This window comes from Streptomyces glaucosporus (assembly GCF_039533345.1).
Lineage (GTDB): Bacteria > Actinomycetota > Actinomycetes > Streptomycetales > Streptomycetaceae > Streptomyces > Streptomyces glaucosporus.
Map to the genome: position 1 here is coordinate 41,181 of NZ_BAAATJ010000002.1, position 25,543 is coordinate 66,723.

21 protein-coding genes and 1 tRNA gene are annotated in these 25,543 nt (G+C 72.5%); 13 read left to right on the plus strand and 9 right to left on the minus strand.

Annotation, left to right across the window (positions count from 1 at the left end; all coding sequences use genetic code 11):
• Positions 1-34 precede the first annotated feature (34 nt).
• The 4 genes from ABD358_RS02315 to ABD358_RS02330 form a co-directional block, all read right to left on the minus strand.
• Positions 35-2,611, minus strand: coding sequence for an ABC transporter permease (locus ABD358_RS02315; RefSeq protein ID WP_344629095.1), 2,577 nt, complete (start codon positions 2,609-2,611; stop codon positions 35-37).
• The gene (locus ABD358_RS02320; protein WP_344629096.1) at positions 2,608-3,396 is read right to left on the minus strand and encodes an ABC transporter ATP-binding protein; all 789 of its coding nucleotides are present in this window, start codon (positions 3,394-3,396) and stop codon (positions 2,608-2,610) included. Before ABD358_RS02320 ends, ABD358_RS02315 begins: the two co-directional genes overlap by 4 nt.
• A 395-nt stretch (positions 3,397-3,791) precedes the next feature.
• A tRNA-Gln gene (locus ABD358_RS02325) sits at positions 3,792-3,863 on the minus strand.
• Positions 3,864-3,870: 7 nt separating this feature from the next.
• Positions 3,871-4,572: a hypothetical protein gene (locus ABD358_RS02330; protein WP_344629097.1), complete on the minus strand. Its 702-nt coding sequence runs from the start codon at positions 4,570-4,572 to the stop codon at positions 3,871-3,873.
• Between the two features lie 155 nt (positions 4,573-4,727).
• Here ABD358_RS02330 and ABD358_RS02335 point away from each other — a divergent pair, with 155 nt between their 5' ends.
• On the plus strand, positions 4,728-6,131 hold the full coding sequence (locus ABD358_RS02335) for a sensor histidine kinase (protein WP_344629098.1): 1,404 nt from the start codon (positions 4,728-4,730) through the stop codon (positions 6,129-6,131).
• Positions 6,132-6,191: 60 nt separating this feature from the next.
• On the opposite strand, the gene ABD358_RS02340 is transcribed toward ABD358_RS02335, so the two are convergent.
• Both ABD358_RS02340 and ABD358_RS02345 read right to left on the minus strand, forming a co-directional pair.
• Positions 6,192-6,701 (minus strand): SUKH-3 domain-containing protein, encoded by a 510-nt coding sequence (locus ABD358_RS02340; protein ID WP_344629099.1) that lies wholly within the window; start codon positions 6,699-6,701, stop codon positions 6,192-6,194.
• The gene (locus ABD358_RS02345) at positions 6,698-7,219 is read right to left on the minus strand and encodes a YwqJ-related putative deaminase (protein ID WP_344629100.1); all 522 of its coding nucleotides are present in this window, start codon (positions 7,217-7,219) and stop codon (positions 6,698-6,700) included. The genes ABD358_RS02340 and ABD358_RS02345 overlap by 4 nt, the downstream gene beginning before the upstream one ends.
• Before the next feature lie 212 nt (positions 7,220-7,431).
• Between ABD358_RS02345 and ABD358_RS02350 the strand changes: the two genes are divergently transcribed.
• The 9 genes from ABD358_RS02350 to ABD358_RS02390 all read left to right on the plus strand — a co-directional run bounded on the left by ABD358_RS02350 (position 7,432) and on the right by ABD358_RS02390 (position 18,310).
• On the plus strand, positions 7,432-8,436 hold the full coding sequence (locus ABD358_RS02350; protein WP_344629101.1) for an SMI1/KNR4 family protein: 1,005 nt from the start codon (positions 7,432-7,434) through the stop codon (positions 8,434-8,436).
• Positions 8,437-8,442: 6 nt separating this feature from the next.
• Complete coding sequence (locus ABD358_RS02355) at positions 8,443-11,007, plus strand: SUKH-4 family immunity protein (protein WP_344629102.1); 2,565 nt, start codon at positions 8,443-8,445, stop codon at positions 11,005-11,007.
• A 410-nt stretch (positions 11,008-11,417) separates the two neighbouring features.
• Complete coding sequence (locus ABD358_RS02360; protein WP_344629103.1) at positions 11,418-12,395, plus strand: coiled-coil domain-containing protein; 978 nt, start codon at positions 11,418-11,420, stop codon at positions 12,393-12,395.
• A gap of 184 nt (positions 12,396-12,579) precedes the next feature.
• Positions 12,580-14,046 carry a bifunctional UDP-N-acetylglucosamine diphosphorylase/glucosamine-1-phosphate N-acetyltransferase GlmU gene (gene glmU / locus ABD358_RS02365; protein ID WP_344629104.1) on the plus strand — a complete coding sequence of 489 codons (1,467 nt, stop codon included), beginning with the start codon at positions 12,580-12,582 and terminating at the stop codon, positions 14,044-14,046.
• A gap of 92 nt (positions 14,047-14,138) precedes the next feature.
• Complete coding sequence (locus tag ABD358_RS02370; protein ID WP_344629105.1) at positions 14,139-15,116, plus strand: ribose-phosphate diphosphokinase; 978 nt, start codon at positions 14,139-14,141, stop codon at positions 15,114-15,116.
• A 222-nt stretch (positions 15,117-15,338) separates the two neighbouring features.
• Positions 15,339-15,941: a 50S ribosomal protein L25/general stress protein Ctc gene (locus tag ABD358_RS02375; protein WP_344629106.1), complete on the plus strand. Its 603-nt coding sequence runs from the start codon at positions 15,339-15,341 to the stop codon at positions 15,939-15,941.
• Positions 15,942-16,083: 142 nt separating this feature from the next.
• Positions 16,084-16,674 carry an aminoacyl-tRNA hydrolase gene (pth, locus tag ABD358_RS02380; protein ID WP_344629107.1) on the plus strand — a complete coding sequence of 197 codons (591 nt, stop codon included), beginning with the start codon at positions 16,084-16,086 and terminating at the stop codon, positions 16,672-16,674.
• 151 nt (positions 16,675-16,825) lie between these two features.
• Positions 16,826-17,371, plus strand: coding sequence for a hypothetical protein (locus ABD358_RS02385; protein WP_344629108.1), 546 nt, complete (start codon positions 16,826-16,828; stop codon positions 17,369-17,371).
• A 195-nt stretch (positions 17,372-17,566) separates the two neighbouring features.
• Positions 17,567-18,310 carry an LPXTG cell wall anchor domain-containing protein gene (locus tag ABD358_RS02390; RefSeq protein WP_344629109.1) on the plus strand — a complete coding sequence of 248 codons (744 nt, stop codon included), beginning with the start codon at positions 17,567-17,569 and terminating at the stop codon, positions 18,308-18,310.
• Positions 18,311-18,407: 97 nt separating this feature from the next.
• Here the strand turns inward: ABD358_RS02390 and ppc are convergent, their stop codons facing one another.
• The gene (gene ppc / locus ABD358_RS02395) at positions 18,408-21,095 is read right to left on the minus strand and encodes a phosphoenolpyruvate carboxylase (protein WP_344629433.1); all 2,688 of its coding nucleotides are present in this window, start codon (positions 21,093-21,095) and stop codon (positions 18,408-18,410) included.
• Positions 21,096-21,450: 355 nt separating this feature from the next.
• On the opposite strand from ppc, the gene ABD358_RS02400 reads away from it, so the two are divergent.
• Together ABD358_RS02400 and ABD358_RS02405 are read left to right on the plus strand one after the other, a co-directional pair.
• On the plus strand, positions 21,451-22,455 hold the full coding sequence (locus tag ABD358_RS02400; RefSeq protein WP_344629110.1) for an acyl-CoA desaturase: 1,005 nt from the start codon (positions 21,451-21,453) through the stop codon (positions 22,453-22,455).
• A 7-nt stretch (positions 22,456-22,462) separates the two neighbouring features.
• Positions 22,463-23,131, plus strand: a complete 669-nt coding sequence (locus tag ABD358_RS02405) for a TetR family transcriptional regulator (RefSeq protein WP_344629111.1) — start codon at positions 22,463-22,465, stop codon at positions 23,129-23,131.
• Positions 23,132-23,198: 67 nt separating this feature from the next.
• On the opposite strand, the gene ABD358_RS02410 is transcribed toward ABD358_RS02405, so the two are convergent.
• Positions 23,199-24,050 carry a methyltransferase domain-containing protein gene (locus ABD358_RS02410; RefSeq protein ID WP_344629112.1) on the minus strand — a complete coding sequence of 284 codons (852 nt, stop codon included), beginning with the start codon at positions 24,048-24,050 and terminating at the stop codon, positions 23,199-23,201.
• 73 nt (positions 24,051-24,123) lie between these two features.
• Here ABD358_RS02410 and ABD358_RS02415 point away from each other — a divergent pair, with 73 nt between their 5' ends.
• Positions 24,124-24,630 (plus strand): MarR family winged helix-turn-helix transcriptional regulator, encoded by a 507-nt coding sequence (locus tag ABD358_RS02415; RefSeq protein ID WP_344629113.1) that lies wholly within the window; start codon positions 24,124-24,126, stop codon positions 24,628-24,630.
• Positions 24,631-24,698: 68 nt separating this feature from the next.
• Here ABD358_RS02415 and ABD358_RS02420 read toward each other — a convergent pair whose 3' ends face one another.
• A complete protein-coding gene (locus ABD358_RS02420; protein ID WP_344629114.1) occupies positions 24,699-25,445 on the minus strand; it encodes a response regulator transcription factor in 747 nt (248 codons plus the stop codon).
• Positions 25,446-25,543: the final 98 nt, after the last annotated feature.

Below are 25,543 nucleotides of genomic sequence, written 5' to 3' on the forward strand. Positions count from 1 at the left end.
AACGCGCCGCCGGACGAACCCGCCCCCGCTCCGACTACTCCGACGCGATCGCGCTCAGCACATTCATCCGGCCCGCCCGGAACGCCGGCACCAGAGCCGCCACCAGACCCACCACCGCGGCGCCCACGAACACCGCCGCGATCGTCGGCCACGGCACCTCCAGCACCTTCAGCCCCTCCAGAGCCAGCAGCCGCTGCGCCGCCACACCCCAGCACAACCCCAGACCCAGCCCCAGCAGAGCACCGAACAGGGCGATCACCACCGACTCCAGCCGGATCATCCGCCGCAACTGCCGCCGCGACAGACCGATCGCCCGCATCAGGCCGATCTCACGCGTCCGCTCCACCACCGACAGCGCCAGCGTGTTCACCACGCCCAGGACCGCCACCACGATCGCCAGCGCCAGCAGCCCGTAGACCATGTTGAGCATCTGCCCCACCTGGCCCTCCAGCAACTCCTTGTAATCGGCCTGGTTGCGGACCGTGTACTGCGGGAACCGCTTCAGCTCCGCCTTCAGCGCCGCGTACGCCGCGTCCTCCTGCCCGTCCTCCGCCTTCGCGAACATGATCATGTTCAGCGGCATCCGGTCCTCCGGCACGTACCGCCCGGCCGTCGCGGTGCTCAGATACACCGCACCCTGGTCCACACTCGTGTCCGCCACCGTGATCGCCCGGACCGTCAGCGTCGCCGTACCACCGCGCTCGAAGTCCACCTCGATCCGGTCACCGACCCCGACACCGTGCTTCTCCGCGAAGTCCTCCGGCACCGACATCGCGTCCCGCCCGTACGCCGCCGAAAGCTCACCCGCGACCGTATCCACCCGCAGGTCCTGCGCATACGTCGGAGACGCCGCCGTCACCGTCTCCGACACCGTCCCGCCGCCCGGCACCGACAGCCGCGCCTCCAGCACCCGGTACTCCGTGACGTGCTCCACGCCCTCCACCGAGCCCAGCCTCTCCGCCGCCTCCGGCACGATCGGCTGGTACGAGTCCGACTGCACGATGAAGTCCGCGCCCACCGACCGGTCCAGCTCGTCACTCGCCGACGCCACCAGCGACGCGCCCACCACCGACAACGACGCCACCAGCGACAGACCGATCATCAGCGCCGCACCCGTCGCGCCCGTCCGGCGCGGATTGCGCAGCGCGTTCCGCTCCGCCATCCGCCCCACCGGACCGAACGCCCGCAACAGCGCCACGGCCAGCACCCGCACCACGAACGAGGCCAGCAGCGGACCCACCAGCACGAAGCCCACCAGCGTCAGCACCACGCCCAGGCCCAGGAACGCCGAACCCTCCGACGCCTCCTCCGAACCCGCCGCCACCACCAGCGCACCCGCACCCGCCAGCGTCAGCACCAGACCCACACCCGAACGGACCCGGCCCACCCGGCCCCCCGCCACCGGCAGACCGTCGTCCCGCAGCGCCGCCATCGGCGACACCTTCCCCGCACGCCGCGCCGGAAGATACGCCGCCAGCACCGTCACCACGACGCCCAGCACCACACCCACCACCGGCGTGGTCCACCTCACCGTCAGATCGTCCGTGCTCAGGTTCATGCCCACCAGGCCCATCAGCTCCATCAGCCCGACGGCCAGACCCACACCGGCGCCGACACCCAGCACCGACCCCAGCACACCCAGCAGCAGCGCCTCCACCAGCACCGACCGGTTCACCTGCCGGCGGCTCGAACCGATCGCCCGCAGCAGACCGATCTCACGCGTCCGCTGCGCCACCAGCATCGAGAACGTGTTGACGATCAGGAACACGCCCACCAGCAGCGCGATACCCGCGAAACCCAGCAGCGCGTACTTGATGACGTCCAGGAACGACCCCAGCTCCTGCTGGTTCTCCGCCGCGTACTCCTCCTGCGTCTGGATCTTGTAATCACCCGAGCCCAGCGCCGCGGCGACGTTCTCCTTCAGCTCCTCGTCACCGACGCCCTCGGCCGCGGTCACCCCCACGGACGTGTACGCGTCCCGGTCCCCCAGCAGCCTCGTCTGCACCGTCCCGGTGTCGAAGTACACCACCGTCGCACCGGGATTGGTCGACCGGAACGCCGCCACACCCACGATCTCGGCCCGGAAGTCGCCCGACGCCGCGATCGTCCGCAGCTCGTCGCCCAGCTCCAGACCGTGCTTCTCCGCCGTGTCCGCGTCGACCGCCACCTCGCCGCCACCGCGCGGCAACCGGCCCGAGACGACCTCCATCGACCGCTCGTCGGCCTCGCTCCAGTTGCTCGCGATCGTCGGAGCGCCCGTGGTGGCCCCCACGTTCTCGTCGTCCTCGTTCACCACCGTCACGCCCGTGCTGTACGCGCTGCCGGAGACCGAGGCGACCCCGTCGACCCCCTTCAGCTCGTCCAGCAGCGACGCCGGCACCGTCGCCGGCCTCCCCGTGTCCGGCGTCTCACTCTCCTCGGCGTCCTTGGAGGAGACCGTCACATCAGCCGCCGTCTCCGTGAACAGGCGGTCGAACGTCGTGTTCATCGTGTCCGTGAACACCAGCGTCCCGCACACGAACGCCACCGACAGCACCACCGCGACACCGCTCAGCAGCATCCGGCCCTTGTGCGCGACGAAGTTCCGCAGCGAAGTCCTCAGAACGGTCACGACACCCGCCCGAACGTGTCGAACGCCTTCATCCGGTCCAGCACGGCCTCCGCCGTCGGCCGCAGCATCTCGTCCACGATCCGCCCGTCCGCCAGGTACAGCACACGGTCCGCGTACGCGGCGGCCACCGGATCGTGGGTCACCATCACGATCGTCTGGCCCAGCTCGTCCACCGAGCGCCGCAGGAAGCCCAGCACCTCGGCGCCCGCCCGCGAGTCCAGGTTGCCCGTCGGCTCGTCACCGAAGATGATCTCCGGCCGCGCCGCCAGCGCCCGCGCCACCGCGACCCGCTGCTGCTGGCCGCCGGAGAGCTGGTTGGGCCGGTGCCTGAGCCGCCCGGCCAGGCCCACGGTCTCCACCACCCGGTCCAGCCACTCCCGGTCCGGCTTCCGGCCGGCGATGTCCATCGGCAGCGTGATGTTCTCCAGCGCGTTCAGCGTCGGCAGCAGGTTGAACGCCTGGAAGATGAAACCGATCTTGTCGCGCCGCAACCGGGTGAGCTTCTTCTCCTTCAGCCCGGTGATCTCGGTCTCCCCCACCCAGATCTGTCCGGACGTCACCGAGTCCAGGCCCGCCAGGCAGTGCATCAGCGTGGACTTGCCCGAACCCGACGGGCCCATGATCGCCGTGAACTGCCCCCGCGCGATGTCCACGTCCACCTGGTCCAGTGCGACGACCCGCGTCTCTCCGGAGCCATACGCCTTGACGATCCGACGTGCCCGCGCGGCCATGGCCGTACGTCCTCCACTGCCCCCGGTCCTGGGATCCGCTACAGCCGTTGTCACGGTATGTCTCCTATATCGATGAATCAGAGGTGCGAGAGGTCCTTGAACGCCCTGCGACGCACACAGAAGCCTGTCGTGCGCGGGACGGGTGCCGCGATGGTGCCCAGCGCCCTGTCCGTACGGGGGCTGCCCCCACCCCGTCGGTGCGGCGACCCGCATCCAGACTAGGGAGCCGACCGCCCGTTCCTCGTCCTGCCACAGGACGACACCCTGGTAGGAGGAAACGATTACCGCCCCTTAGGGGAATCGACCCTCAGGCCGTCCCTTCCCCCTACGTCGATCCCGGGCCGGCTCCCGAGCCGTACTCCGGGCCGGGCCCCCGGGGGGCAGCCCCGCCCCGGCCGCGAACACGGCGAAGGGCCCCGGTTCCGGGGCCCCTACATTCGAACTTCAAGCTCCCCTGCCAGGACTCGAACCTGGAATGATCCATCCAAAGTGGATAGTGTTGCCGATTACACCACAGGGGATGGCAACTCAGACCAAATCGGACATCCGCTCAGGCTGTCGACCGGCCCCCACCACTATGCCGTACCACCAGCCTTCAATGCGACGGTACAGCTCCGCACCACGCAGAACTCTGACCACCAGACAACCCCGATAGGCATCACCCGTGTTCCTTCGCACGGTCACGGGGTTGTGTTTCTTGAGCGTGGTCTTGTCCAGTAGAGCGACGTCCACACCGGCGAGCTTCGCCCAGTAGTGTTCGGCCGCCGCCACATCCGCCGACTCATGGATCATGACGCGGAACCGCAGCCGCTCGGGTTCCACGCCGAGCAGAGCCAGCCACGCCAGGTAGAGCCGGATCATGTCCGGGTCGCTGTTGACGAAGACGACGGTCTCCTGCAGCCGGTGCGGCTTGCTCTTCGACCCCTCCGCCCAGTAGAGGCCCACACCCACCAGGAACAGTTCCCGGTCGGTCAGGCGGCCGATCTCACCGGCCGCCGCCAGCTTCGCCCGTCGGCGTTCGACCTCCATGGCGCGTCTGTGGGGCGCCCAGCGCGCCTCCCTCATGCGGTGCAGCCGTTCGGGCGGGGTCGGCGGCTTCGGCAGATCCCGCACCCACAGCGACACCGAGCTCTTGGACACCTCCAGCTCGGCCGCGATCTCGTCGTACGTCCTGCCCGCGCGGCGGAGCTCGCGGGCGCGTTCCCTCAGTTCCGTCTTGGCTCGGACCATGGCGCCAGCCTGACCCCGTTCACGCATGCGTCGGCCGAGCATCCGACCGATTCAACAGTTCGAGTGAAATGCCGCTGTTATCCCTTTGGACGCACTGGTTTTGGGTGGGGATGCCGCCCCGAAAACCGGTGGCGAGCGGTCGTAGGCTGGGCGGTATGACCGAGACGGGGGAAAGCGTCGGTGTCCGGGACCAGGGCCGCGCGCCTCGGGGACCGCTGTGGTGGGGACGGCGCCGGAGCGCCGTGCTGGACGCGGTGCTCGCGTTGGTGTCCGGTGTCGAGTGCGCCGTACAGGGGGTTCCGTTCGCGCGTGAGGCCGGTGTTCCGGTGGGGCTGTCGGTCGGCCTGGGGTTCCTGGCCGGGCTGACGCTGGTGCTGCGGCGCCGGTGGCCGATCGCGGTGGTGCTGGTCGCGATCGCGGTGACGCCGGCGGAGATGGGGTTCGTGCTGGGGACGGTGTCCCTGTACACGCTGGCGGCGTCCGAGCTGCCGCGGCGGATCATCGCCCTGCTGGCGGGCATGCAGGCGCTGGGGACGCTGATCGTCACCCTCGTGTCGGTGCGGCAGGACCTGGCGCCGGAGGACTACGGGCCCGGGTCGCTGCGGTGGTTCGTGCCCGTGGTGTCGCTGCTGCTGGTCCTGGGGGTGACGGCGCCGCCGGTGCTGCTGGGTCTGTACGTGGGGGCCAGGCGGCGGCTCGTGGAGAGTCTTCGGGAGCGTGCGGACGGTCTGGAGCGGGAGCTGTCGCTGCTGGCGGAGCGCGCGGAGGAGCGCGCGGAGTGGGCGCGCAACGAGGAGCGGACGCGGATCGCGCGGGAGATGCACGACGTGGTGGCGCACCGGGTGAGTCTGATGGTGGTGCACGCGGCGGCGTTGCAGGCGGTGGCGCTGAAGGATCCGGAGAAGGCGTCGAGGAACGCGGCGCTGATCGGGGACATGGGGCGGCAGGCGCTGACGGAGCTGCGGACGATGCTGGGGGTGCTGCGGGCGCACGAGTCGAAGCCGGGGGCTGTGGCCGCCGCTGGCGGGGGCGGTGTGGAGCGGCCGTTGGCGAAGGTGGCGGAGGCCGCGGAGGCGGCTGCCGCGAGTGCGGGCCGGGGGGGCGCGCGGGCGGTGGGAGACGGTTCGCGGGGGGGCTCGGCGGAGCGGGAGGAGCCGGGTCCGTGTCTGAGGGAGCTGGAGGCTCTGGTGGGGCAGTCGCGCGCGGCGGGGATGGCGGTGGAGTTCTCGGTGGAGGGCGAGGTCCGTTCGTACGCGGGCCGGGTGGAGCAGACGGCGTACCGGGTGGTGCAGGAGGCGTTGACGAACGTCCACAAGCACGCGGGGGGTGCTCGGACGCGGGTGCGGTTGGCTCACCGTGAGGGGGAGGTGGCGGTGCTGGTGGAGAACGAGGCGCCTGCGGAGGGTGTGCGGGATGCGGGGTTGCCGAGTGGCGGCAACGGTCTGGTGGGGATGCGTGAGCGGGTGACGGCGCTGGGCGGGGGGTTCGTGTCGGGGCCGACGGACGGCGGGGGGTTCCGGGTGTCGGCGGTGATTCCCGACCGGGGCCGGGGGCGCTGAGGGCGGGGTTGCCGGGGCGCGGTCCGGGCCGCGGCCGGGTCGTCCCGGTTCCGGTCCGGTTCAGTCCGGTTCGCGGCTGAGGCGTCTGGGGCTGCGGCCGGTGACGAGGACGGTGAGGGCGGCGTCGACGGTGGGGCCGAGGTACCAGTCGCCGGTGTGGTCGATGCTGTAGACGCGGCCGTGGGCGTCGATGGCGAGGAGGGCGTTGCCGTTGTCCTCTTCGCCGAGGGGGGCGACGGGGGTGTCGAGGGCCCGGCCGAGGTCGGTGAGGGTGCGGGGCCAGTGGAGTCCCCGGAGGGGGTCGATGTGGACTCCGGTGGGGGCGACGTGGCGGCCGGGTTCGGTGCTGGTGATGTGGAGGTTGCCGAATTCGGCCCAGGCCTCGACGGCGGCGGGGAAGATCGCGTGGCGGTGTCCGGCCGGTGAGCGGTGGTCGCGGAGGGTGTCGGCCCAGATCTCGGCCTGCCGGATGTCGCGGCGTCCGGGCTGCCAGCCGGCGGCGCGGAGGGCGGCGTCGACGGGCACGGGGAAGCGGGTGGTGCCGGTTCGGGCGGGGTGGGGGATGGTCACCGTTCTCCTGTGGGGTCGACTGTGCGGACGCCGAAGTGTGCGAGGAGGGCGGTGCAGGAGCGGCAGGGCGGTGCGTAGCTGCCGTGCCGGGGGTCGCCGTCCTCGCGGATGCGTCGGGCGGTGATTTTGGCTCCTTTGAGGGCGCGGCGCGCTTCGGAGGTGGTGAGGGGTTTGCGGGCGGCGCGTTTGGTGCGGGATGTCTCGGTGGTGGTGAGGTAGCGGGAGAGGAGGACGGCTTCGGGGCAGCGTCCGGTGTGGCGTTCGCGCCGGTCGGTGGTGAGGGTGTCGAGGTAGTCCTGGACGAGGGGGTGGAGGACGGGGGGTTCGTCGGCTTTGCTGGCGGTGCAGGTGAGGGTCTGGCCGCGGACGGAGAGTGCGGCGGCGACGGTGGGCATGATGCCGTCGCGGCGGTGGCGCAGGGTGGGCGCGGTGTCGTCGGGTGCGCCCCAGCCGATGCGGGGGTCGCCGGTTCCGGGGTCGCCGGGCCGGTCCGGTGTGTGCTGTCGTGTGGCGTACATGGTCGTTTCCTCCCGCGCATCCCCCCGGTTGCGTCGGTTCAGGGTGCCAAACGGGCGGGACGTTGGGAAAGCCGGGTCGGTTCCGTCGCGTGTCCCGGTGCGGGGCGGGGCGGCCGGGGCGGGGCGGGACCGGTGGCGGGGGTTGCGCTTAGGCTGTGTCGGTCAGCGCCCATCAGCGCCCGTGTAGCCATTGTCAGCAGAGGGGCACCGCCATGACGACAGCTAGGCCTGGGTCGGGGGTCTCTCCCGGTTCCCGGTTGGGGGGAGAGTCCGCGCCGCCGAACACGGCCTATGCCGGACAGGTCGTGCACTTTCCGGATCCGGTACGGGCCGCCCGCTATCCGGCGGGTGTGCGCGTGGACGAGGGGGGTTTTCCGGATTTCTCCCCGTACGCGCGGGCCGCTGCGGAGATCGCGGAGCCGCCGGAGGGTTTCGGTGCGGACGAGTTGCGGCTGACGGACTACGTGTCGGCGAACGCGGCGCTGCACGCGGCGGGTCACGAGTTGTGGGCGGATCTGTCGCCGGTGGCGACGCCGCACGGCTGGACGTGGCATCACGTGGCGCACAGTCGGCGGCTGGAGTTGGTGCCGGCCGAGGTGAAGGCGTTGCTGCGGCACCACGGCGGGCTGGCGACGGCGGCGGTGGACCACGGCAAGCGGGGGACGCGGCCGTTGCAGGAGACGCGTCCGGTGCACTTCGAGGTGCCGCACGGGGTGGCGGTGTCCGAGGAGCAGGTGCTGGACGTGGAGGAGACGCTGGGGTACCGCCTGCCGGAGGCGTACCGGTCGTTCCTGAAGGCGGCGGGCGGGTGCGCGCCGGTGGGTGCGGCGCTGGACGCCGAGTTGGGGCTGCTGGTGGACCAGCCGTTCTTCACGGTGCGTGAGGAGGCGGCGGTCAACGATCTGGTGTACGTGAACAAGTGTCTGCGGGACCACCTGACGAAGGACTACCTGGGTGTGGGGTTCGTGCAGGGCGGGATCGTCGCGGTGAAGGTGCGCGGTGAGGGCGTGGGCTCGGTGTGGTTCTGCGCGTACGACGACGCGCGGGACCGGGACGGGCTAACGGTGCAGGAGCGGGTGGACGGGCTGCTGCTGCCGTGCGGCGCGGATTTCGACGAGTTCCTGCTGCGGTTGGCGGGCAGTCCGCCGGAGCTGGAGACGGTGGCCAACCTGATGGTGGACGGCGGGTTCGCGCGTGCCGTCCCGGTGGAGGGGTGAGGCTCGATGGTGACGTTCGCGCAGGCGCAGGAGCGGGCGGAGCGCTGGGTCAACGGCGGTGTTCCGGCGTACCTGCACCGTGAGGTGCGGGTGCGGGAGTTCGATCTGGGTTTCGTGGCGTGGGCCGAGGATCCCTCCGGTGCGGAGGGTTCGCCGGCGGGTGGTGGCCGGCAGCGGCTGGTGATCGCGCGGGACAGCGGTGACTCGACGCTGTGGCCGGGGCTGCCGGTGGGTGAGGTGATCCGGCGGTACCAGGAGGAGTACGGTGCGCCGGTCGCGGAGCCGGCGCCGGCGGCTCCGCCGAAGCGGGTGGATCTGGAGGCCACGTCGTTCCTGCTGACGCCGCCGGAGTGGCTGCAGGAGGCGGCGGATCAGCTGGGGATTCCCGACCGCCGGGCTTCCGGGGGCGGTTCGGGGGACGGCGGTTCGGGGGATTCGGTGGGCGGTCCGGTGCCGTCCTCGTCCCCGGAGCCGGGGACGCCTCCGCCGTCCTCCGGTCCGGCGACGCCTCCGCCGTCTCCGTCCTCTTCCCCTTCCACGCCTTCCCCTTCCACGCCTTCCGCGCCGTCCCCTTCTTCTCCGCCGGCTGCTCCGTCGGGCGGGTCGCCGTGGGACGCCGCGGACACCAGTGGCAGCGGGGACGGTGTGTCGGTGCCGCCGCCGGTGACGGTGTTCGCGCCGCCGATCAGCGGCAGCGACGACGAGGACGACCAGACGCCTCCGCCGCCGCGGGTGAGTCCGGAGGCGAGGACGGAGCTGATGCCGGAGGGCAGCGCCCTGCCGAAGACGAGGCTGGCTCCGGCGATCGGTGATCCGGAGGGTCCGCCGCCGGGTCCGGAGGCGCCGGGGGTTCCGGCGGGTGGTCCGCAGTCGCCGGGTGCTCCGGGAACGCCGGGGACGCCCCCGGGGGGCGTCCACCACGCGGCGACCATGCTGGCCGATCCGTCGGCGGCGGGTCCGGGCACGCCGCCCCCGCCCGGCCCGCCGCAGCCGCCCGGTGCTCCCGGTGCGCCTCAGCCGCCCGGTCCGCCGGGGGCTCCCGGTGCGGCCGATGCCGCGACCGGCCGTGCCGCGCGGTCGCCGCGCGGGGGTGGCCCGTCCGTGCCGCCGCCGCCCGGTGCTCCTGGGGCGCCGGGGGGTTCGGGGTCCGCTTCGTCGGGTGGTGCGTCGGGTGCGTACGCGCCGACGCAGATGGTGTCGGCGGACGACGTGGCCTCTCAGGGGGCCGGGGTGCCGAAGCCGCCGGGTGCCCCCGGTGCGCCGGGGACGCCCCCGGGGGGCGTCCACCACGCGGCGACCATGCTGGCCGATCCGTCGGCGGCGGGTCCGGGCACGCCGCCCCCGCCCGGCCCGCCGCAGCCGCCCGGTGCTCCCGGTGCGCCTCAGCCGCCCGGTCCGCCGGGAACGCCCCCGGGGGGCGTCCACCACGCGGCGACCATGCTGGCCGATCCGTCGGCGGCGGGTCCGGGCACGCCGCCTCCGCCCGGCCCGCCGCAGCCGCCCGGTCCTCCTCCCGGCGTTCCGGCGGGTGCTCCCGGTGCGCCGGGGGCTGCCTCGTACGGCTATCCGCAGCCGTCCGGCGGGCTGCCGACGGTGGGCCCCGGGTACATGGCGGTGCTGCGCTACCGGGCGCCGGACGGCTCCGAGCAGCAGGTGATCCGGCGTTCGGCGCCGGGCCTGCCGCATCCGGAGTGGCAGATCCTGCACGAGCTGCGGGCGATGAACGTCCCGCCGCAGCAGGTGCTGGAGCTCCACACGGAGCTGGAGTGCTGTGACGTGCCCGGGGGTTACTGCGCCCGGATGGTCCGGGAGAGCTGGCCGCAGGTGCGGATCAGCCACACCGCGCCGTACGGCCGCGATGTGACGTCACGTCAGCAGGGCGTGCGTCATCTGATCGAGCACCAGGGCGAGTTGCACCAGGTGGCGGACGGTCCGGCGCGTCCTGCTCCGGTACGGGTGCCGTTGCCGCCGCCGCACCAGATCCAGCCGGCGCCTCCGGTGCCGCCGCAGGGGCTGGCGCACGAGCTGGCGGAGGCGTTCGGTCCGCAGGCGGTCTTCCGTTTCGACCAGTTCGCGGTCTCCCGGCAGGGTGTGCCGGATGTGGTGGCGCAGACGCTGATGTGGGCGGGGCTGCCGGTGGAGTTCGGCCCGTTCTTCTGGGCGCAGGCCCAGCCGGGGCGCCCGGTGCCGACGCTGGCGGAGCTGGCGCAGGAGCGCGGGGTGCGGCCGGGTCCGGACGCCGCGTCGTACCTGGTGATGGGGAACGACTACGGCCGTCAGCTGTGCGTGCAGTACGGCACGGCGCACATCGTGGCGGTGCCGCTGGAGGGCGATCCGAGCGGGCGTCCGGCGGTGCCGCAGTTCGTGAACAGCGGTCTTCCGGAGTTCGTGCGCTGTCTGGCGCTGCTGGGCCGGATGTGGCGGCTGCGGTACGGGCTGACCCCGGAGCAGGCGGGGCGCTGGACGGTGGACTTCCAGGGGATGCTGGCCTGTCTGGATCCGGCGGCTCTGGCCGGCCCGGAGAACTGGTGGGCGGTGCTGCTCGAGCAGATGTGGGACGGGCTCCTGTAGCCGGCCCCGTCCTCCCCTCCCTTCTGCCGCGTCCGGTGCCCGTGTGTCGGGCGCCGGACGCGGCTGTGTTCTCCGGGTTCTCCGGGTCCTCCGGGTTTTCAGGCCCGGTGCGCGGTCGCGGCGCCGCGTTCCGTCTCCCTCGGCTGCTTCCGGCCGCTTTCCGGTCACCCCGGGCTGCTTCCGGCCGCCTCCGGCCGCTCGTGGGGTTCCCGGCCGTCCTCAGTCGTTCGGGTGTCCTGTTTCCGCCGGATGAGGGAGCGCCCGAGCGGGGAGGTTTCCGGTCGGGGGCGCACGGAGGTCGGCATGCTTCTGTCCGTATTCGCGTGGTTTGTGTCGATTACGGGTTGCCGTACCTCATGGCGCATGCTGGGTGGGATATCAGCCGGATTGCGTGGAGGTAGGGGTTCGCCATGTCAGCGTCCAGGTCACCTCATGGCTTCACTGTCGTACGGGGCCGCGGTTACCGGCCCGACCAGGTCGATCGCTACACCGGCAGACTGCACGAGGATCTCGACGACGCGCGGGAGCGCCTGGCCCGGCTGGGCCTGCTCGCCGAGAAGCTGCAGGAGGAGGCGGAGCGGCTGCGGTCCCTGGCGGCCACGCTGCCTCCGCAGACGTACGAGGGACTGGGTGAGCGGGCCTCGCTGATCCTGTCGGAGGCGGAGGCCGAGGCGGCGGAGCTGCGGGCCCGCGCCGAGGAGGACGCGCGGCGGGTGCGGGTCCGGGCCGAGGAGGAGGGCCGTGCGCTGCGGGAGGCGGCGCACCACGAGGCGGTGCGGGTACGGGCCGGCGGCGAGGCGGTCGCGGAGGAGGTCCTCGCCGGGGCGCGGAAGCGCGCGGAGGAGGTGCGCGGGTCGGCGCAGGCCGAGGCGCGGAAGGTGCGGGAGGCGGCGGAGCGCGAGCTGCGGGAGGCGGCCGGGCGGTGCGAGGCGCTGCTGCTGGCCCAGGAGAGGAAGCAGTCGGAGGAGACCGAGGAGCTGGGCCGTTCGCTGGCGGCCCGGGAGGCGGCGGTGTCGACGCGGGTGGAGGCGCTGGCGGAGCGGGGCGAGGCGCTGCTGGAGCGGGCCCGGCAGGCGCACGTCAAGGCCGAGGAGGACGCGCGGCGGTTCCAGGAGGAGGCCGATGCGCGGGCGGCCGAGCTCCTGGCTCAGGCGCGGCTGCGCCAGGAGCGCATCGAGCACGAGACGGACCGGGTGCTGCGTGCGCACGAGCAGCGGCAGGAGGCGATCCGCCGGCACATGGCGCACGTCCGCGCCAGTCTGGCGACGCTCACCGGGCGGGGCCCGGAGGGAGGCCCGGCGGTGCTGGGGGGCGGGACCGGGGAGGCGGAGGCGGCGCCGCGGCCGGAGACCGGAAGGGTGCCCGGTCAGGGGTCACCCGCCGAATGAGGCTGTCGCGGGTATCCTGCGGGGGACACCACTCCTTCCCGCGCGGTTCCGCCTCGGTTCTCCTGTTCGTGGACCGGCGGTGCCGCCAGGGGTGCGGGGCGGTCTCCGGGCGGGCCCGGTGCCCGTCCGGGGACCGTCCCCGTGCGTGTCCCGTCGATCCGTCCCGAAGCCGAAGGGCACACCCGTGAGCGCCATCCGCCCGGCAGCCGTCGTCGTTCTCGCAGCGGGTGAGGGCACCCGCATGAAGTCCGCCAGGCCCAAGGTCCTCCACGACATCTGCGGGCGGTCGCTCGTGGGCCATGTGGTGGCGGCCTCCCGCGAGCTGGCGCCCGAGCACCTGGTGGTGGTGGTCGGGCACGGGCGCGAGCAGGTCACCGAGCACCTGGCCGCGCTGGACGCGGAGGTGCGCACGGCGGTGCAGCACGAGCAGCGGGGCACGGGGCACGCGGTGCGCACGGCGCTGGAGGCGCTGGCGGCCGAGGGCGTGAAGCCCTCGGGAACGGTGGTGGTCACCTGCGGTGACACCCCGCTGCTGACGGGTGGGACGCTGGCCGGGCTGGCCGCGGTCCACTCGGAGGAGGGCAACGCGGTGACGGTGCTGTCGGCCGAGGTGCCGGACGCCACCGGTTACGGGCGGATCGTGCGGGGTCCGGACGGCTCGGTGACGGCCATCGTGGAGCACAAGGACGCCACCGGGGAGCAGCGGGCGATCCGCGAGATCAACTCGGGTGTGTTCGCGTTCGACGGCCGGCTGCTGGCCGAGGCCCTGGGCCGGCTGGGCACCGACAACAGCCAGGGCGAGGAGTACCTGACCGATGTGCTGGGGATCCTGCGCGGGGACGGGCACCGGGTCGGGGCGTGCCTGGCGGAGGACCACCGGGAGATCGTCGGGATCAACAACCGGGTGCAGCTCGCCGAGGCCCGCAGGCTGCTGAACCAGCGGCTGCTGGAGCGGGCCATGCTGGACGGGGTGACGGTCGTGGACCCGGCCACGACGTGGCTGGACGCGACGGTGACGTACGAGCCGGACGCCGTGGTGCACCCGGGGACGCAGCTGCTGGGGTCCACGCACCTGGGCGCGGGCTGCGAGGTCGGGCCGAACTGCCGGCTGAGGGACACCTCCGTCGGCGAGGGCGCGGTGGTGTCCAACGCGGTCACCGACTCGGCGGAGATCGGTCCGGGGGCGTCGGTGGGCCCGTACGCGTACCTGCGGCCCGGGACGCGGCTGGGGCCGAAGTCGAAGGCCGGCACGTACGTGGAGATGAAGAACGCCGAGGTGGGCGAGGGCACGAAGGTGCCGCACCTGTCGTACGTGGGCGACGCGACGATCGGCGAGTACACCAACATCGGTGCCGCCAGCGTGTTCGTGAACTACGACGGGGTGAGCAAGCACCACACCACGATCGGCTCGCACTGCCGGACGGGCTCGGACAACATGTTTGTGGCTCCTGTCACGGTCGGGGACGGCGCCTACACCGCCGCCGGTTCGGTGATCACCAAGGACGTGCCGCCCGGTTCGCTGGCGGTCGCACGCGGCCAGCAGCGCAACATCCCTGGCTGGGTGGCACGCAAGCGTCCCGGGAGCGCCGCCGCGCGGGCGGCCCGGGAGGCCGAGGAGCGCGAGGGGAACGGCCCGGTTGCCGGGGGGTGACCGGAGGAGCGTGCTCCGGCCAGGGCGTACCGTGAGAAGCGCACGCCGTGGTGCACCCCCGACGATTCAATGCTGGCAAGGAGACTGTTGTTGTGACCGGGATCAAGACGACCGGCCAGAAGAAAATGATGTTCTTCTCCGGCCGCGCCCACCCCAAGCTGGCGGAGGAGGTCGCGGGGCAGCTCGGTGTCGGCGTGGTCCCGACCAAGGCGTTCGACTTCGCCAACGGTGAGATCTACGTCCGCTTCCAGGAGTCGGCCCGCGGCGCGGACTGCTTCCTGATGCAGAGCCACACCGCTCCGATCAACAAGTGGATCATGGAGCAGCTGATCATGGTCGATGCCCTCAAGCGGGCCTCGGCCCGGAGCGTCACCGTGATCGTGCCGTTCTACGGCTACGCCCGCCAGGACAAGAAGCACCGCGGCCGTGAGCCGATCTCGGCGCGGCTGATCGCCGATCTGCTGCGCACCGCGGGCGCCGACCGGATCCTGACGGTGGACCTCCACACCGACCAGATCCAGGGCTTCTTCGACGGCCCCGTCGACCACCTGTTCGCGCTGCCGGTGCTGGCGGACTACGTGGGCGGCAAGGTGGACCGCAGCAAGCTGACGGTGGTCTCGCCGGACGCGGGCCGGGTGCGGGTCGCCGACCGCTGGTGCGACCGGCTGGGCGCGCCGCTGGCGATCGTGCACAAGCGCCGCGACCCGGACGTGGCCAACCAGGTGACCGTCCACGAGGTCGTCGGCGACGTCCGCGGCCGGGTGTGCGTGCTGGTGGACGACATGGTCGACACCGGAGGCACGATCTGCGCGGCGGCGGACGCGCTGTTCGCCAACGGGGCCGAGGACGTCATCGTGGCGGCGACGCACGGGGTGCTGTCGGGCCCGGCGGCGGACCGGCTGAAGAACTCCGCGGTGAGCGAGTTCATCTTCACCAACACCCTGCCGACGCCCAGCGAGGTGGACGTCGACAAGATCACGGTGCTGTCGATGGCTCCGACCATCGCCCGCGCGGTGCGCGAGGTGTTCGAGGACGGCTCGGTGACCAGCCTCTTCGAGGAGCAGGCGTAACGCTTCGCCGGGGGCGTCGTGCCGGGTGCGCCCGGTGCGGCGCCCCCGGCGCGTTCCGGTCCGGTGTGTCCGGGGCTGTAGAATCGTGGAGTTGCTCGGCGAGGGAGCCGTGTCCGAGGGGCACGGTCATCCGTTATCGACGCGCTCTTCGCAGCAGGTCAGTCGTGGCCGAGTAGCTCTGGCAACCGCCACAGATCCGACTTGAGAGACGAGGAGTGCGTCATGTCCGACGTGAAGATCTCCGCCGAAGTCCGCAACGAGTTCGGCAAGGGGGCCTCCCGCCGGCTCCGCCGCGAGAACAAGGTCCCGGGCGTCGTCTACGGCCACGGCGCCGAGCCGGTGCACGTCGCCCTTCCGGGCTACGACCTGATGATGGCCCTGAAGACCCCGAACGTGCTGATCACGCTCGACATCGACGGCAAGCAGGAGCTGGTCATCCCCAAGGCCGTCCAGCGCGAGGCCATCCGCGGCTTCCTGGTCCACATCGACCTGCTGACCGTCAAGCGGGGCGAGAAGGTCACCGTCGAGATCCCGGTCCACACCGAGGGCGACCTGGCCCCGGGCCCGAACCTGCTGGAGCACGTCCTGAACACGCTCCCGGTCGAGGCCGAGGCCACCCACATCCCGGAGGCGGTCACCGTCTCCATCGAGGGCCTGGCCGCCGGTGACTCCGTGCTGGCCAAGGACATCCCCCTGCCCAAGGGCAGCTCGCTGGCCGTCGAGGAGGACACCGTCGTCCTCAACGTCCTGACCGCCCAGGTCGAGGCGCCCTCCGAGGAAGAGGCCGCCGCGGGCGAGGCCGAGGGCGGCACCGCCGCGGAGTGACCCCCGCGGTCCTCGCCTTCCCGAAGGCCGCCGTCCCGCCCCCGCGGGGGCGGGACGGCGGCCTTCCGGGTCCGCGGTCGCCGCGCGGGCCCCACCGCCTCCCGTTCCACGCACCGACGGTCCACCGCAGGAGAGGACGACGATGAGCGACGCCGATGCCCCCTGGCTGGTGGTGGGCCTGGGCAACCCCGGCCCGGACTACGCCGCCAACCGTCACAACGTGGGATTCATGGTCGCCGACCTCCTCGCCGGGCGGATCGGGGGGAAGTTCAAGACGCACCGGTCGCGGGCCCAGGTCCTGGAGGGGCGGCTGGGAGCACCGGGAACCGGGAGCCGCCGGGTGGTGCTGGCGAAGCCGATGTCGTACATGAACCTCTCCGGCGGACCGGTCACCGCGCTGCGCGACTTCTACAAGGTGCCGCTGGAGCACCTGGTCGTCGTCCACGACGAACTGGACATCGACTACGGCGCCCTGCGGCTGAAGCGGGGCGGCGGGGACAACGGCCACAACGGCCTGAAGTCCATCACCAAGGCGCTCGGCGCCGACTACCACCGGATCCGCTTCGGCATCGGCCGCCCGCCGGGCCGGATGCCGGTGGCCGACTTCGTGCTGAAGGACTTCTCCTCGGCGGAGCGCAAGGAGCTCGACTACTTCGTGGACCGGGCGGCCGACGCCGTCGAGTGCCTGGTCCTGGACGGTCTGGAGCGGGCGCAGAACACCTACAACTCCTGAGAGGGCTCCCGGGAGCCCTTCCTCCGGGCCTTCTCCCGGCTTCCCCCGGGCCGCTTCCCGGTCTCTTCCCCGGTCCCTTCCGGGCGCCGGCCGGGCTCGGGGGATGCACGGAGGTTGACCGTCCGCTCCCCCATGGCCAAGGATCGCGGCCATGTCCCCCGGCCCGTCCCCCGGCACGCCCCCCGGCTCCTCCCGCGCGGCGGCCCGGCGCGGCCGGGTGCGCCGGGCCGGTGAGAGCGCGTACGGCATGCTGCTGCTCGCGCGGACCGCGCTGATGGGCGCGGTGGCGGCCGTCCTGCTGATGGGCGGGGCGTGGACCTCCCTGGACGGCATGCGGCTGGTGACGGCGGACCGGGGCGGCGTGCGCGGCACGCTGACGGTCGAGGAGTGCGACGGGTGGACGTGCCGGGGCGTGTTCGCGTCCGAGGACGGCGCCGGGGACGCATCCGCCGGGACCGTGCTGGAGACGCCGGTCCACCACGGCGCCGGGGAGGAGCTTCCCGTCGTGATGTGGCCGGGGGCCGGGGAGGCGCTGCGCACCGGTGCCGCCGGAGTCCTGTGGGCGTGGCTCCCGTTCGCGGGCGCGCTGATCCTGGCCTCACCGGTGATCGCGGGCGGGCTGCGGATGCGGCGCACCGCCCTGGCAGCCGGGCTGCTGGGCGCGGTGCTGGTGGGGGCCGCGTTCGCCGTGCTCTGAGCCGCGGTCTCTTCCCGTCCCTGCCGCCCTCGCGGCATTCACCTGATCGTTATATTCCGCTTTCTGGGACAGGCGTGACGCGATCGAACTTATGAGGCATATCGCGCTTGACCCCTCACGCGAGGCGATGAAGGCTACCGCCACCCCACCCCCCGCACGCCCCTGAACATCTTTCGCCACCGAAGGTGGTAGCTCATGCGCATCCTCTCCCCGGCGTCCGCGGTGACGGCGGCCGCAGCGGCCTGTCTGCTGCTGGCCCCCGCCGCGTACGCCACCCCGCCCGTCAAGGGCGACAACGGCACCGTCAAGATCCACGACTCCGGGACCGGTGAGGAACTTCCCAGGAACGAGCCGAAGGTCTGCGAGTTCTACCTCGACGCCTTCAAGTTCGACGCCGGGCAGGAAGTCACCTGGACGATCTACCAGCACCCCCCCACCGGCAGGGAACTCGCCGAGAAGGGCACCATCACCCTCGACGAGAAGGGGCACGGCCGCACCGCGGACATGACCCTGCCCGACGGCCACTACAAGCTGGAGTGGACCTTCGAGGGCGAGAACGGCAAGGCCAAGCACAAGGTCTTCTGGACGGACTGCGGGGACTCCGGCACACCGGGCGAGCCCGGTGAGCCCGGTGGACCGGACGAGCCGAACCAGCCCGAGGAGCCCGGTGAGCCCGGGGAACCGGACCAGCCCGGCGAGCCCGGGGAACCGGACCAGCCCGGCGAGCCGAACCAGCCCGAGGAGCCCGGTGAGCCCGGCGAGCCGGACCAGCCCGGCGAGGACGAGGAGGCCCCGCCGGCCGACACGTCCGACGACGGCGGCAACCTGGCCGAGACCGGTTCCTCCGCCCCGGTCGCCGGAATGGCCGCGGCCGCCGCGGCGCTGCTGGGTGCGGGCTCGTACCTGATCGTGCGCCGCCGCAAGGCCGCCCGGAACTGAACCGCGCCACAACACGGAACAACACCGAGGGGCCCTTCTCCCGGGTACCGGGAGAAGGGCCCCTCGCCCTGTCCGGGGCTCCGGACGGGGCGAGGCGTCAGCCGGTGTTGCGCAGGCCGGCCGCGACGCCGTTGACCGTCAGCAGCAGGGCGCGCGACAGCAGCGGGTCGGGGTCCTCGCCGCGGCGTGCGGCCTCGCGCTGCCGGGCCAGGAGCGTGACCTGGAGGTAGGAGATCGGGTCCAGGTAGGCGTCGCGGATGGCGAAGGTCTGCTTCAGCACCGGGTTGGCGTCCAGCAGCTCCTTCTCACCGGTGATCCGCAGCACCTCGCGCACCGTCAGCTCGTACTCGGCCTCGATGGTGGCGAAGATGTGCCGCAGCTCCTCGGGCACCAGCGTCTCCACGTAGTGCCGGGCGATCCGCAGGTCCGTCTTGGCCAGCGTCATCTCGACGTTGGCCAGGAAGTTGCGGAAGAAGTGCCAGCGCTCGTAGGCCTCCCCCAGGACGCTGTCGAGGCCGGCCTCCCGCGCCGCCTTCAGACCCGTGCCGACGCCGAACCAGCCGGGCACGATCTGCCGCGACTGGGTCCAGCCGAACACCCAGGGAATCGCCCGCAGCCCCTCCAGGCCGGCGCCGGAGTCCGGGCGCCGGGACGGGCGGGAGCCCAGGTGGAGGTCGGCGAGCTGGTCCACGGGGGTGGAGGCGAAGAAGTAGGCGGGCAGGTCCGGGTCCTCCACCAGCCTCCGGTAGGCGCCGTGGGCGGCGTCGGAGACGGTGTCCATCGCCGCGTCCCAGCGGGCCAGCGCCTCGTCCGACTGGCGCGGGGCGGTGTGGAGGGCGGACGCCTGGAGGGTCGCGGCGACGGTCTGCTCCAGGTTCTCCCGGGCGAGGGAGGGGACGAGGTACTTGTCCGAGATGACCTCGCCCTGCTCGGTGACCTTGATCTCGCCCTCCAGGGTGCCCCAGGGCTGGGCGAGGATCGCGTCGTGGGTGGGGCCGCCGCCGCGGCCGACGGTGCCGCCCCGGCCGTGGAAGAGCCGCAGCCGCACGCCGTGCCGGTGGGCCACGTCGCGCAGCCGCCGCTGGGCGCGGTGGATCTCCCACTGGGAGGTGGTGATGCCTCCGAACTTCGAGGAGTCGGAGTAGCCGAGCATGACCTCCTGGACGTCGCCGCGCAGGGCGACCAGCCGCCGGTAGGAGGGGTCCGACAGCATCTGGTCGAGGAGCTCGTCGGCGATGCGCAGCTCGTCGGTGGTCTCCAGCAGCGGCACGATGCCGATGCGGGCCCAGCCGGCGTGCAGGTCGATCAGGCCGGCCTCGCGGGCCAGCACGGCCACGGCGAACACGTCGTCGGCGCCCTGGCACATCGAGATGATGTAGGACTCGATGATCTCGGGGCCGAAGGTGTCCAGCGCCTTGCGGATGGTCTCGAAGACACCGAAGGTCTTCGCGCCGGCGGCGTCCAGCGACGGCGGGGTGGGGGCCAGCGGGCGGCGGGAGCGCAGTTCCTTGGCCAGCAGACGCTGCCGGTAGTCGCGCGGCATGTCGGCGTACCGCCAGGACTCCTCGCCGAGCCGGTCGAAGAGCTGCCCGAGGGCGTGGTGGTGGGCGTCGGCGTGCTCGCGCACGTCCATGGTGGCGAGCTGGAGGCCGAAGGCGGCCAGGGTGCGCAGCGCCCGGTTCAGGTGGCCGTCGGCGACCAGGGAGCCGCGGTGCTCGCGCAGGGAGGTCTGGACGAGGGCCAGGTCCTCGATCAGCTCGCCGGTGCCCAGGTAGTCGCGGCCGGGGACGTGCGGGGTGTCCTCGGCCAGCCGCTTGCGGGTGTTGAGGAGCTTCTGCCGGATGCAGGTGACCTTGAGCCGGTAGGGCTCCTCGGCGTTGAGCCGCTTGTAGCGGGGGCTGATCTCGGGGAGGAGTTCGAGGTCGCGCTGGAGGGAGTCCAGCAGTTCCTGCGTGGCCCCGCTGTTGCGGATGGAGTTGGACAGCGAGGCGCGCAGCTCGTCGATGTGCGCCAGGGCGTCGTTGATGCCGTGCTCGTGCTGGAGAAGCAGCACCTCCCAGGTCACGGCGGGGGTGACGTTGGGGTTGCCGTCGCGGTCGCCGCCGATCCAGGTCCCGAAGGTCAGCGGGCGGGTGGCGGGCGGCAGCGGGGCCCCGGCGCGCTCCAGTTCGGCCGAGAGGTCCTCCAGGACGTCGCCGACGGCGCCGAGGTGCAGCTCGTCGAGGTAGTAGATGGCGTTGCGGGCCTCGTCGGCGGGCTCGGGACGGGCCACGCGCAGCTCGTCGGTCTGCCAGATGAGGTCGATGTTCTCGGCGAGCCGCAGGTCGGTGCGGCGCCGCTCGTTGGGGTCGGTGTTCTCCAGCAGCTCGGCGACCTTGCGGAGCTTGGTGAGCACGGACCGGCGGGCGGCCTCGGTGGGGTGCGCGGTGAAGACGGGGCGTACGTTCAGGTTCTTCACCGTCTCCCGCAGGTGGGCGGGGTCGGCCTCCTTGAGCATGTCCGCCGCGCGGGCCAGGTATCCGCCCTCGGCGGCCCGGCGGGCGCGCAGTTCGCGTCCGCGGTGGACCTGCTCGGTGATGTTGGCCAGGTGGAAGTAGGTGGAGAAGGCCCGGACGAGCTTGGTCGCCGTCGCGAGGTCGGTCTTCCTGAGCAGGGCCGCGGCGGCTTCGCCGTCGGACCTGGTCAGGGCGCGTACGCGTTCGACGAGTTCCAGCAGCTCGGTGCCCTCCTGGCGGACCAGGGTCTCGCCGAGGAGGTCGCCCAGCCGGCGGATGTCGGCCCGCAGGGCGCTGCTCGTTCCGGGGGTGGGTTCGGGATTGCCGGATTCCGTCGGGCCTCCGGGGGTACTCGGAGGACCCGGTGTGGGGACCCCCCCGCCGGGGATGGGACTCGTACCACCGGTGTTCGGGGAGGTGTCGGCACTGCTCACAGGTGCGGCTCCTTGCGGCGATGCTTCTGGCAGGTCACGGACCGCGCTGTCCGACGACCACCAGGATAGGCCGCGCCCCGCCGCCGTGGATCATCCCGTCCACGATACGGCCCTGTTGTCCGATCGCCGGGGACTGCCATACTTACGATGCCGTAGGTTACGGCACCGTAAGTATGCGACCCCGTCCCCCAGCTTCAAACGAGAGTCACCTATGACCACTAGTCCGGACGTACTTAACACCGCTTCCAAGGCCCCTCCGAACGCGCAGCCGGCGAACGGAGACGCTCCGCCCCCCTCCGCCACGCTCGGCGGCGAACAGCGCCGTTCCATCGAGCAGATCACCCTGCTGCTGTTCATCACCGTCCCCTTCATCGCCCTGGTGGCCGCCATTCCGCTGGCCTGGGGCTGGGGGGTGAGCTGGCTGGACCTCGGGCTCCTGGTCGGCATGTACTTCCTGGGCTGCCACGGCATCACCATCGGTTTCCACCGCTACTTCACGCACGGCGCCTTCAAGGCGAAGAAGCCGCTGCGGGTGGCGCTGGCCATCGCCGGCTCGATGGCCGTGGAGGGTCCGCTCGTGAGGTGGGTCGCCGACCACCGCAAGCACCACAAGTTCTCCGACGCCGAGGGCGACCCCCACTCCCCCTGGCGCTACGGCGAGACCGTTCCCGCCCTGCTCAAGGGCCTGTGGTGGGCGCACATCGGCTGGATGTTCGACGAGGAGCAGACGCCGCAGCACAAGTACGCCCCCGACCTGATCAAGGATCCGGTGATCCGCCGGATCTCCCGTCAGTTCGTGCTGTGGACGGCCGTCTCGCTGCTCATCCCGCCGGTGGTCGGCGGGCTGGTGACGATGAGCTGGCAGGGTGCGCTGACCGCCTTCTTCTGGGGGTCGCTGGTCCGGGTGGCGCTGCTGCACCACGTCACCTGGTCGATCAACTCCATCTGCCACGCGGTCGGCAAGCGGCCGTTCAAGTCGCGTGACCGCTCCGGCAACGTGTGGTGGCTGGCGGTGCTCTCCTGCGGGGAGTCCTGGCACAACCTCCACCACGCCGACCCGACCTGCGCCCGGCACGGGGTTCTCAAGGGGCAGATCGACTCCAGCGCGCGGCTGATCCGCTGGTTCGAGAAGGCCGGCTGGGCGTACGACGTGCGCTGGCCGTCCGAGAAGCGGATCAACTCCCGTCGGCAGCCGGAGGCCGCCGAGGCGGCATGATGGAGGTGTGGCGACCGACGACAGCAGTACCAAGGACAGGGCTTCGAACCCCACCCGGCGGGGGCGCCGCCGGATGACGGGGAAGGAGCGCCGCGAGCAACTGCTGGACATCGGTCGCGCGCTCTTCGCCGAGCGGGGCTTCGAAGGCACGTCGGTGGAGGAGATCGCGGCCAAGGCCGGGGTCTCCAAGCCGGTGGTGTACGAGCACTTCGGCGGCAAGGAGGGGTTGTACGCGGTCGTGGTCGACCGGGAGATGCGCCGGCTGCTGGACATGGTGACGGGCGCGCTGACCGGCGGCCACCCGCGGGAGCTGCTGGAGCAGGCGGCGTTCGCGCTGCTGGACTACATCGAGCAGTACACCGACGGCTTCCGGATCCTGGTCCGCGACTCGCCCGTCGCCCAGTCGACGGGCACCTTCGCCTCGCTGATCAGCGACATCGCGACCCAGGTGGAGGACATCCTCGGCCTGGAGTTCAAGGCGCGCGGCTTCGACCCGAAGCTGGCGCCCCTGTACGCGCAGGCGCTGGTCGGGATGGTGGCGCTGACCGGGCAGTGGTGGCTGAACGCGCGCAAGCCGAACAAGTCCGAGGTTGCCGCCCACCTGGTGAACCTGGCCTGGCACGGCCTGGACGGGCTGGAGCCCAGGCCGCGTCTGATAGGCCACCGGCGCAGCTAGCCTCGTCCCGCCCCCGCCCCGGACCCGCCACGGGTCCGGGGCGGGGGCCGTTCCGGCCGGGTGCCGGTCAGGCGGGCTTGCGGGCCACGGCGAAGATCCGGCGGAACGGGAACCAGGTGCCGTGCGGGCCCTTCGGGTAGGCCTCGCGCAGCAGGTCGCGGTACTCGGCGAGGAACGCGTCGCGGGCCGCGGGGTCGCCGTCGAGGGCGGCGAGCACCGGGCGCAGGGCGGTGCCCTTGGTCCACTCCAGCACCGGGTCGTCGCCGGTGAGGAGGTGCACATGGGTGGTCTCCCAGACGTCAACCTCGCAGCCGAGGTCCGCGAGCAGGCGCGCGTACTCGGCCGGCTCGGCCACGGGGGTGCGCACGGCGTCCCGGCCCAGCCGGTCGCGCCAGCGCGGGGAGGTGCGCAGTCCGGCCAGGAGGGTGTGGCTGGGAGCGGTGAAGTTGGCGGGGACCTGGAAGGCGAGGACGCCGCCGGGACGGAGGGCGTCGACCCACAGCGGGAAGCGTTCGGTGTGCCCGCCCGGCTTCCCCTCGCCCCCGGCGGGGGGAAGCCAGTGGAGAGCCGCGTTGGACACGATCAGGTCGTGGGGGGACCCGGGGCGCCAGTCGGCGATGTCGGCGTGGACGAAGTCCAGGTGGCCGCCGCCCGTGGTGGGGCCGGAGTAGGCGCGGGCCTCGGCGAGCATGGCCTCGGAGACGTCGTAGCCGGTGATGAGGGCGCCGGGCCAGCGTTCGGCGAGCAGGAGGGTGGGGCCGCCCGGTCCGCAGCCCAGATCGGCGATGCGCGGCCGGGAGGAGGGCAGTTCGGGGATCCGGGCGAGGAGGTCGTACAGCGGACGCAGCCGGGGGGTCGCGTGGTAGCGGTACTGCTCCGGGTCCCAGTCGGGAATGCCGGCGTCGGGTGAGGCACTCATGGGAAGAACCCTTCCCCACAGCTTATCTTGACGTCAAGAGACTTCATGTCGACAGAACTACTACACTGTCTCCATGCAGGACGAGGTCGACCGACTGGTGGCAGCATGGCGTCGCGAGCGCCCCGATCTCGATGTGGAACCCCTGGAGGTGCTCAGCCGCGTCAGCAGGCTCGCCCGCCATCTCGACCGGGCCCGCCGCATCGCCTTCGCCGCGCACGGGCTGGAGCCGTGGGAGTTCGACGTGCTGACCGCGCTGCGCCGCGCGGGCGCCCCCTACCAGCTCTCCCCGGGGCAGCTGCTGACCCAGACCCTGGTCACCTCCGGCACCATGACCAACCGCATCGACCGGCTCGCCAAGAAGGGCCTCGTGGAGCGGCTCCCCGACCCCAGCGACCGGCGCGGCGTCCTGGTCCGGCTGACGGACGCCGGACGCGACCGGGCCGATCGCGCCCTGGCCGGGCTGCTGGAGCAGGAGAAGGCCATCCTCGCCGAACTCTCCCCGGCCCAGCGCGGTGAGCTGGCCGGACTGCTGCGGCGGCTCACCGCCCCCTTCGACAACGTCTCCGGGCAGCACGGCTAGGCCCCGCCCCCCGCTCGCGCCGCGGCACACGTCTGTCATGTCCCTGACGCCACGGGCGGCGGTACGGGTCATGTGGTGACCTGCTCCAGGTCCACCGGGCCGACCCCCGCCCGGCGGGCCAGCGCCACCGCGGCCAGGGTGGAATGCACCCCCAGCTTGCCCAGCACGTTCTGCATGTGGGTGCGGACCGTGTGCGGGGACAGGTACAGCCGCTCGGCGACCGCCTTGCGGCCCAGCCCGGCCACCATGCAGCGCAGCACCTCGTGCTCGCGCGGGGTCAGCGACTCCACCAGCCGCTCGCTCTCGGTGCGGTGCCTGCGGTTCGCCGTCAGCTCGCGCAGCACCCCGGTCAGCAGGGCGGGCGGCAGGTGCGTCTCCCCCCGCAGCACGCCCCGGACCACCTGGAGCAGCCGGGACAGCGAGCAGTCCTTGGCGACCCAGCCCGACGCCCCCGCCTGGAGCGCCGCCGCCGCGCGGCGCGGATCGTCGCGCTCGGCCAGCACGACCGTGCGGACGCCGGGATGGGCGGCGTGGATCCGCGAGACCAGCGCGATCCCGCCGACCGCGGCCTGCTCCTCCCCCGGCTCCGGCGGGTGCGTCTCCCCCGCCGCCGGCGGCACCCCGCCCAGATCGGCGTCGACCAGCAGCACGTCGAAGCGGCGGCCGTCGGACACGGCCCGCTCCACGGCGCGCAGGGCCGCGGGGGCACTGCCCGCCGCGGCCACGTCCACGTCCTGCTCCACCGCGAGCGCGGCGGCGAGCGACTCGGCGAATATGCGGTGGTCGTCCACCACGAGAACCCGGATACGTTGCACGCACACCCCCAGTCGCCGGAAAGGACCCGTCCGCACCGGACGCGGCGCCCGGTGCGGGGATCCTCCCCGGTCGCACGGCCGCCGCCGTGACCTGCTGG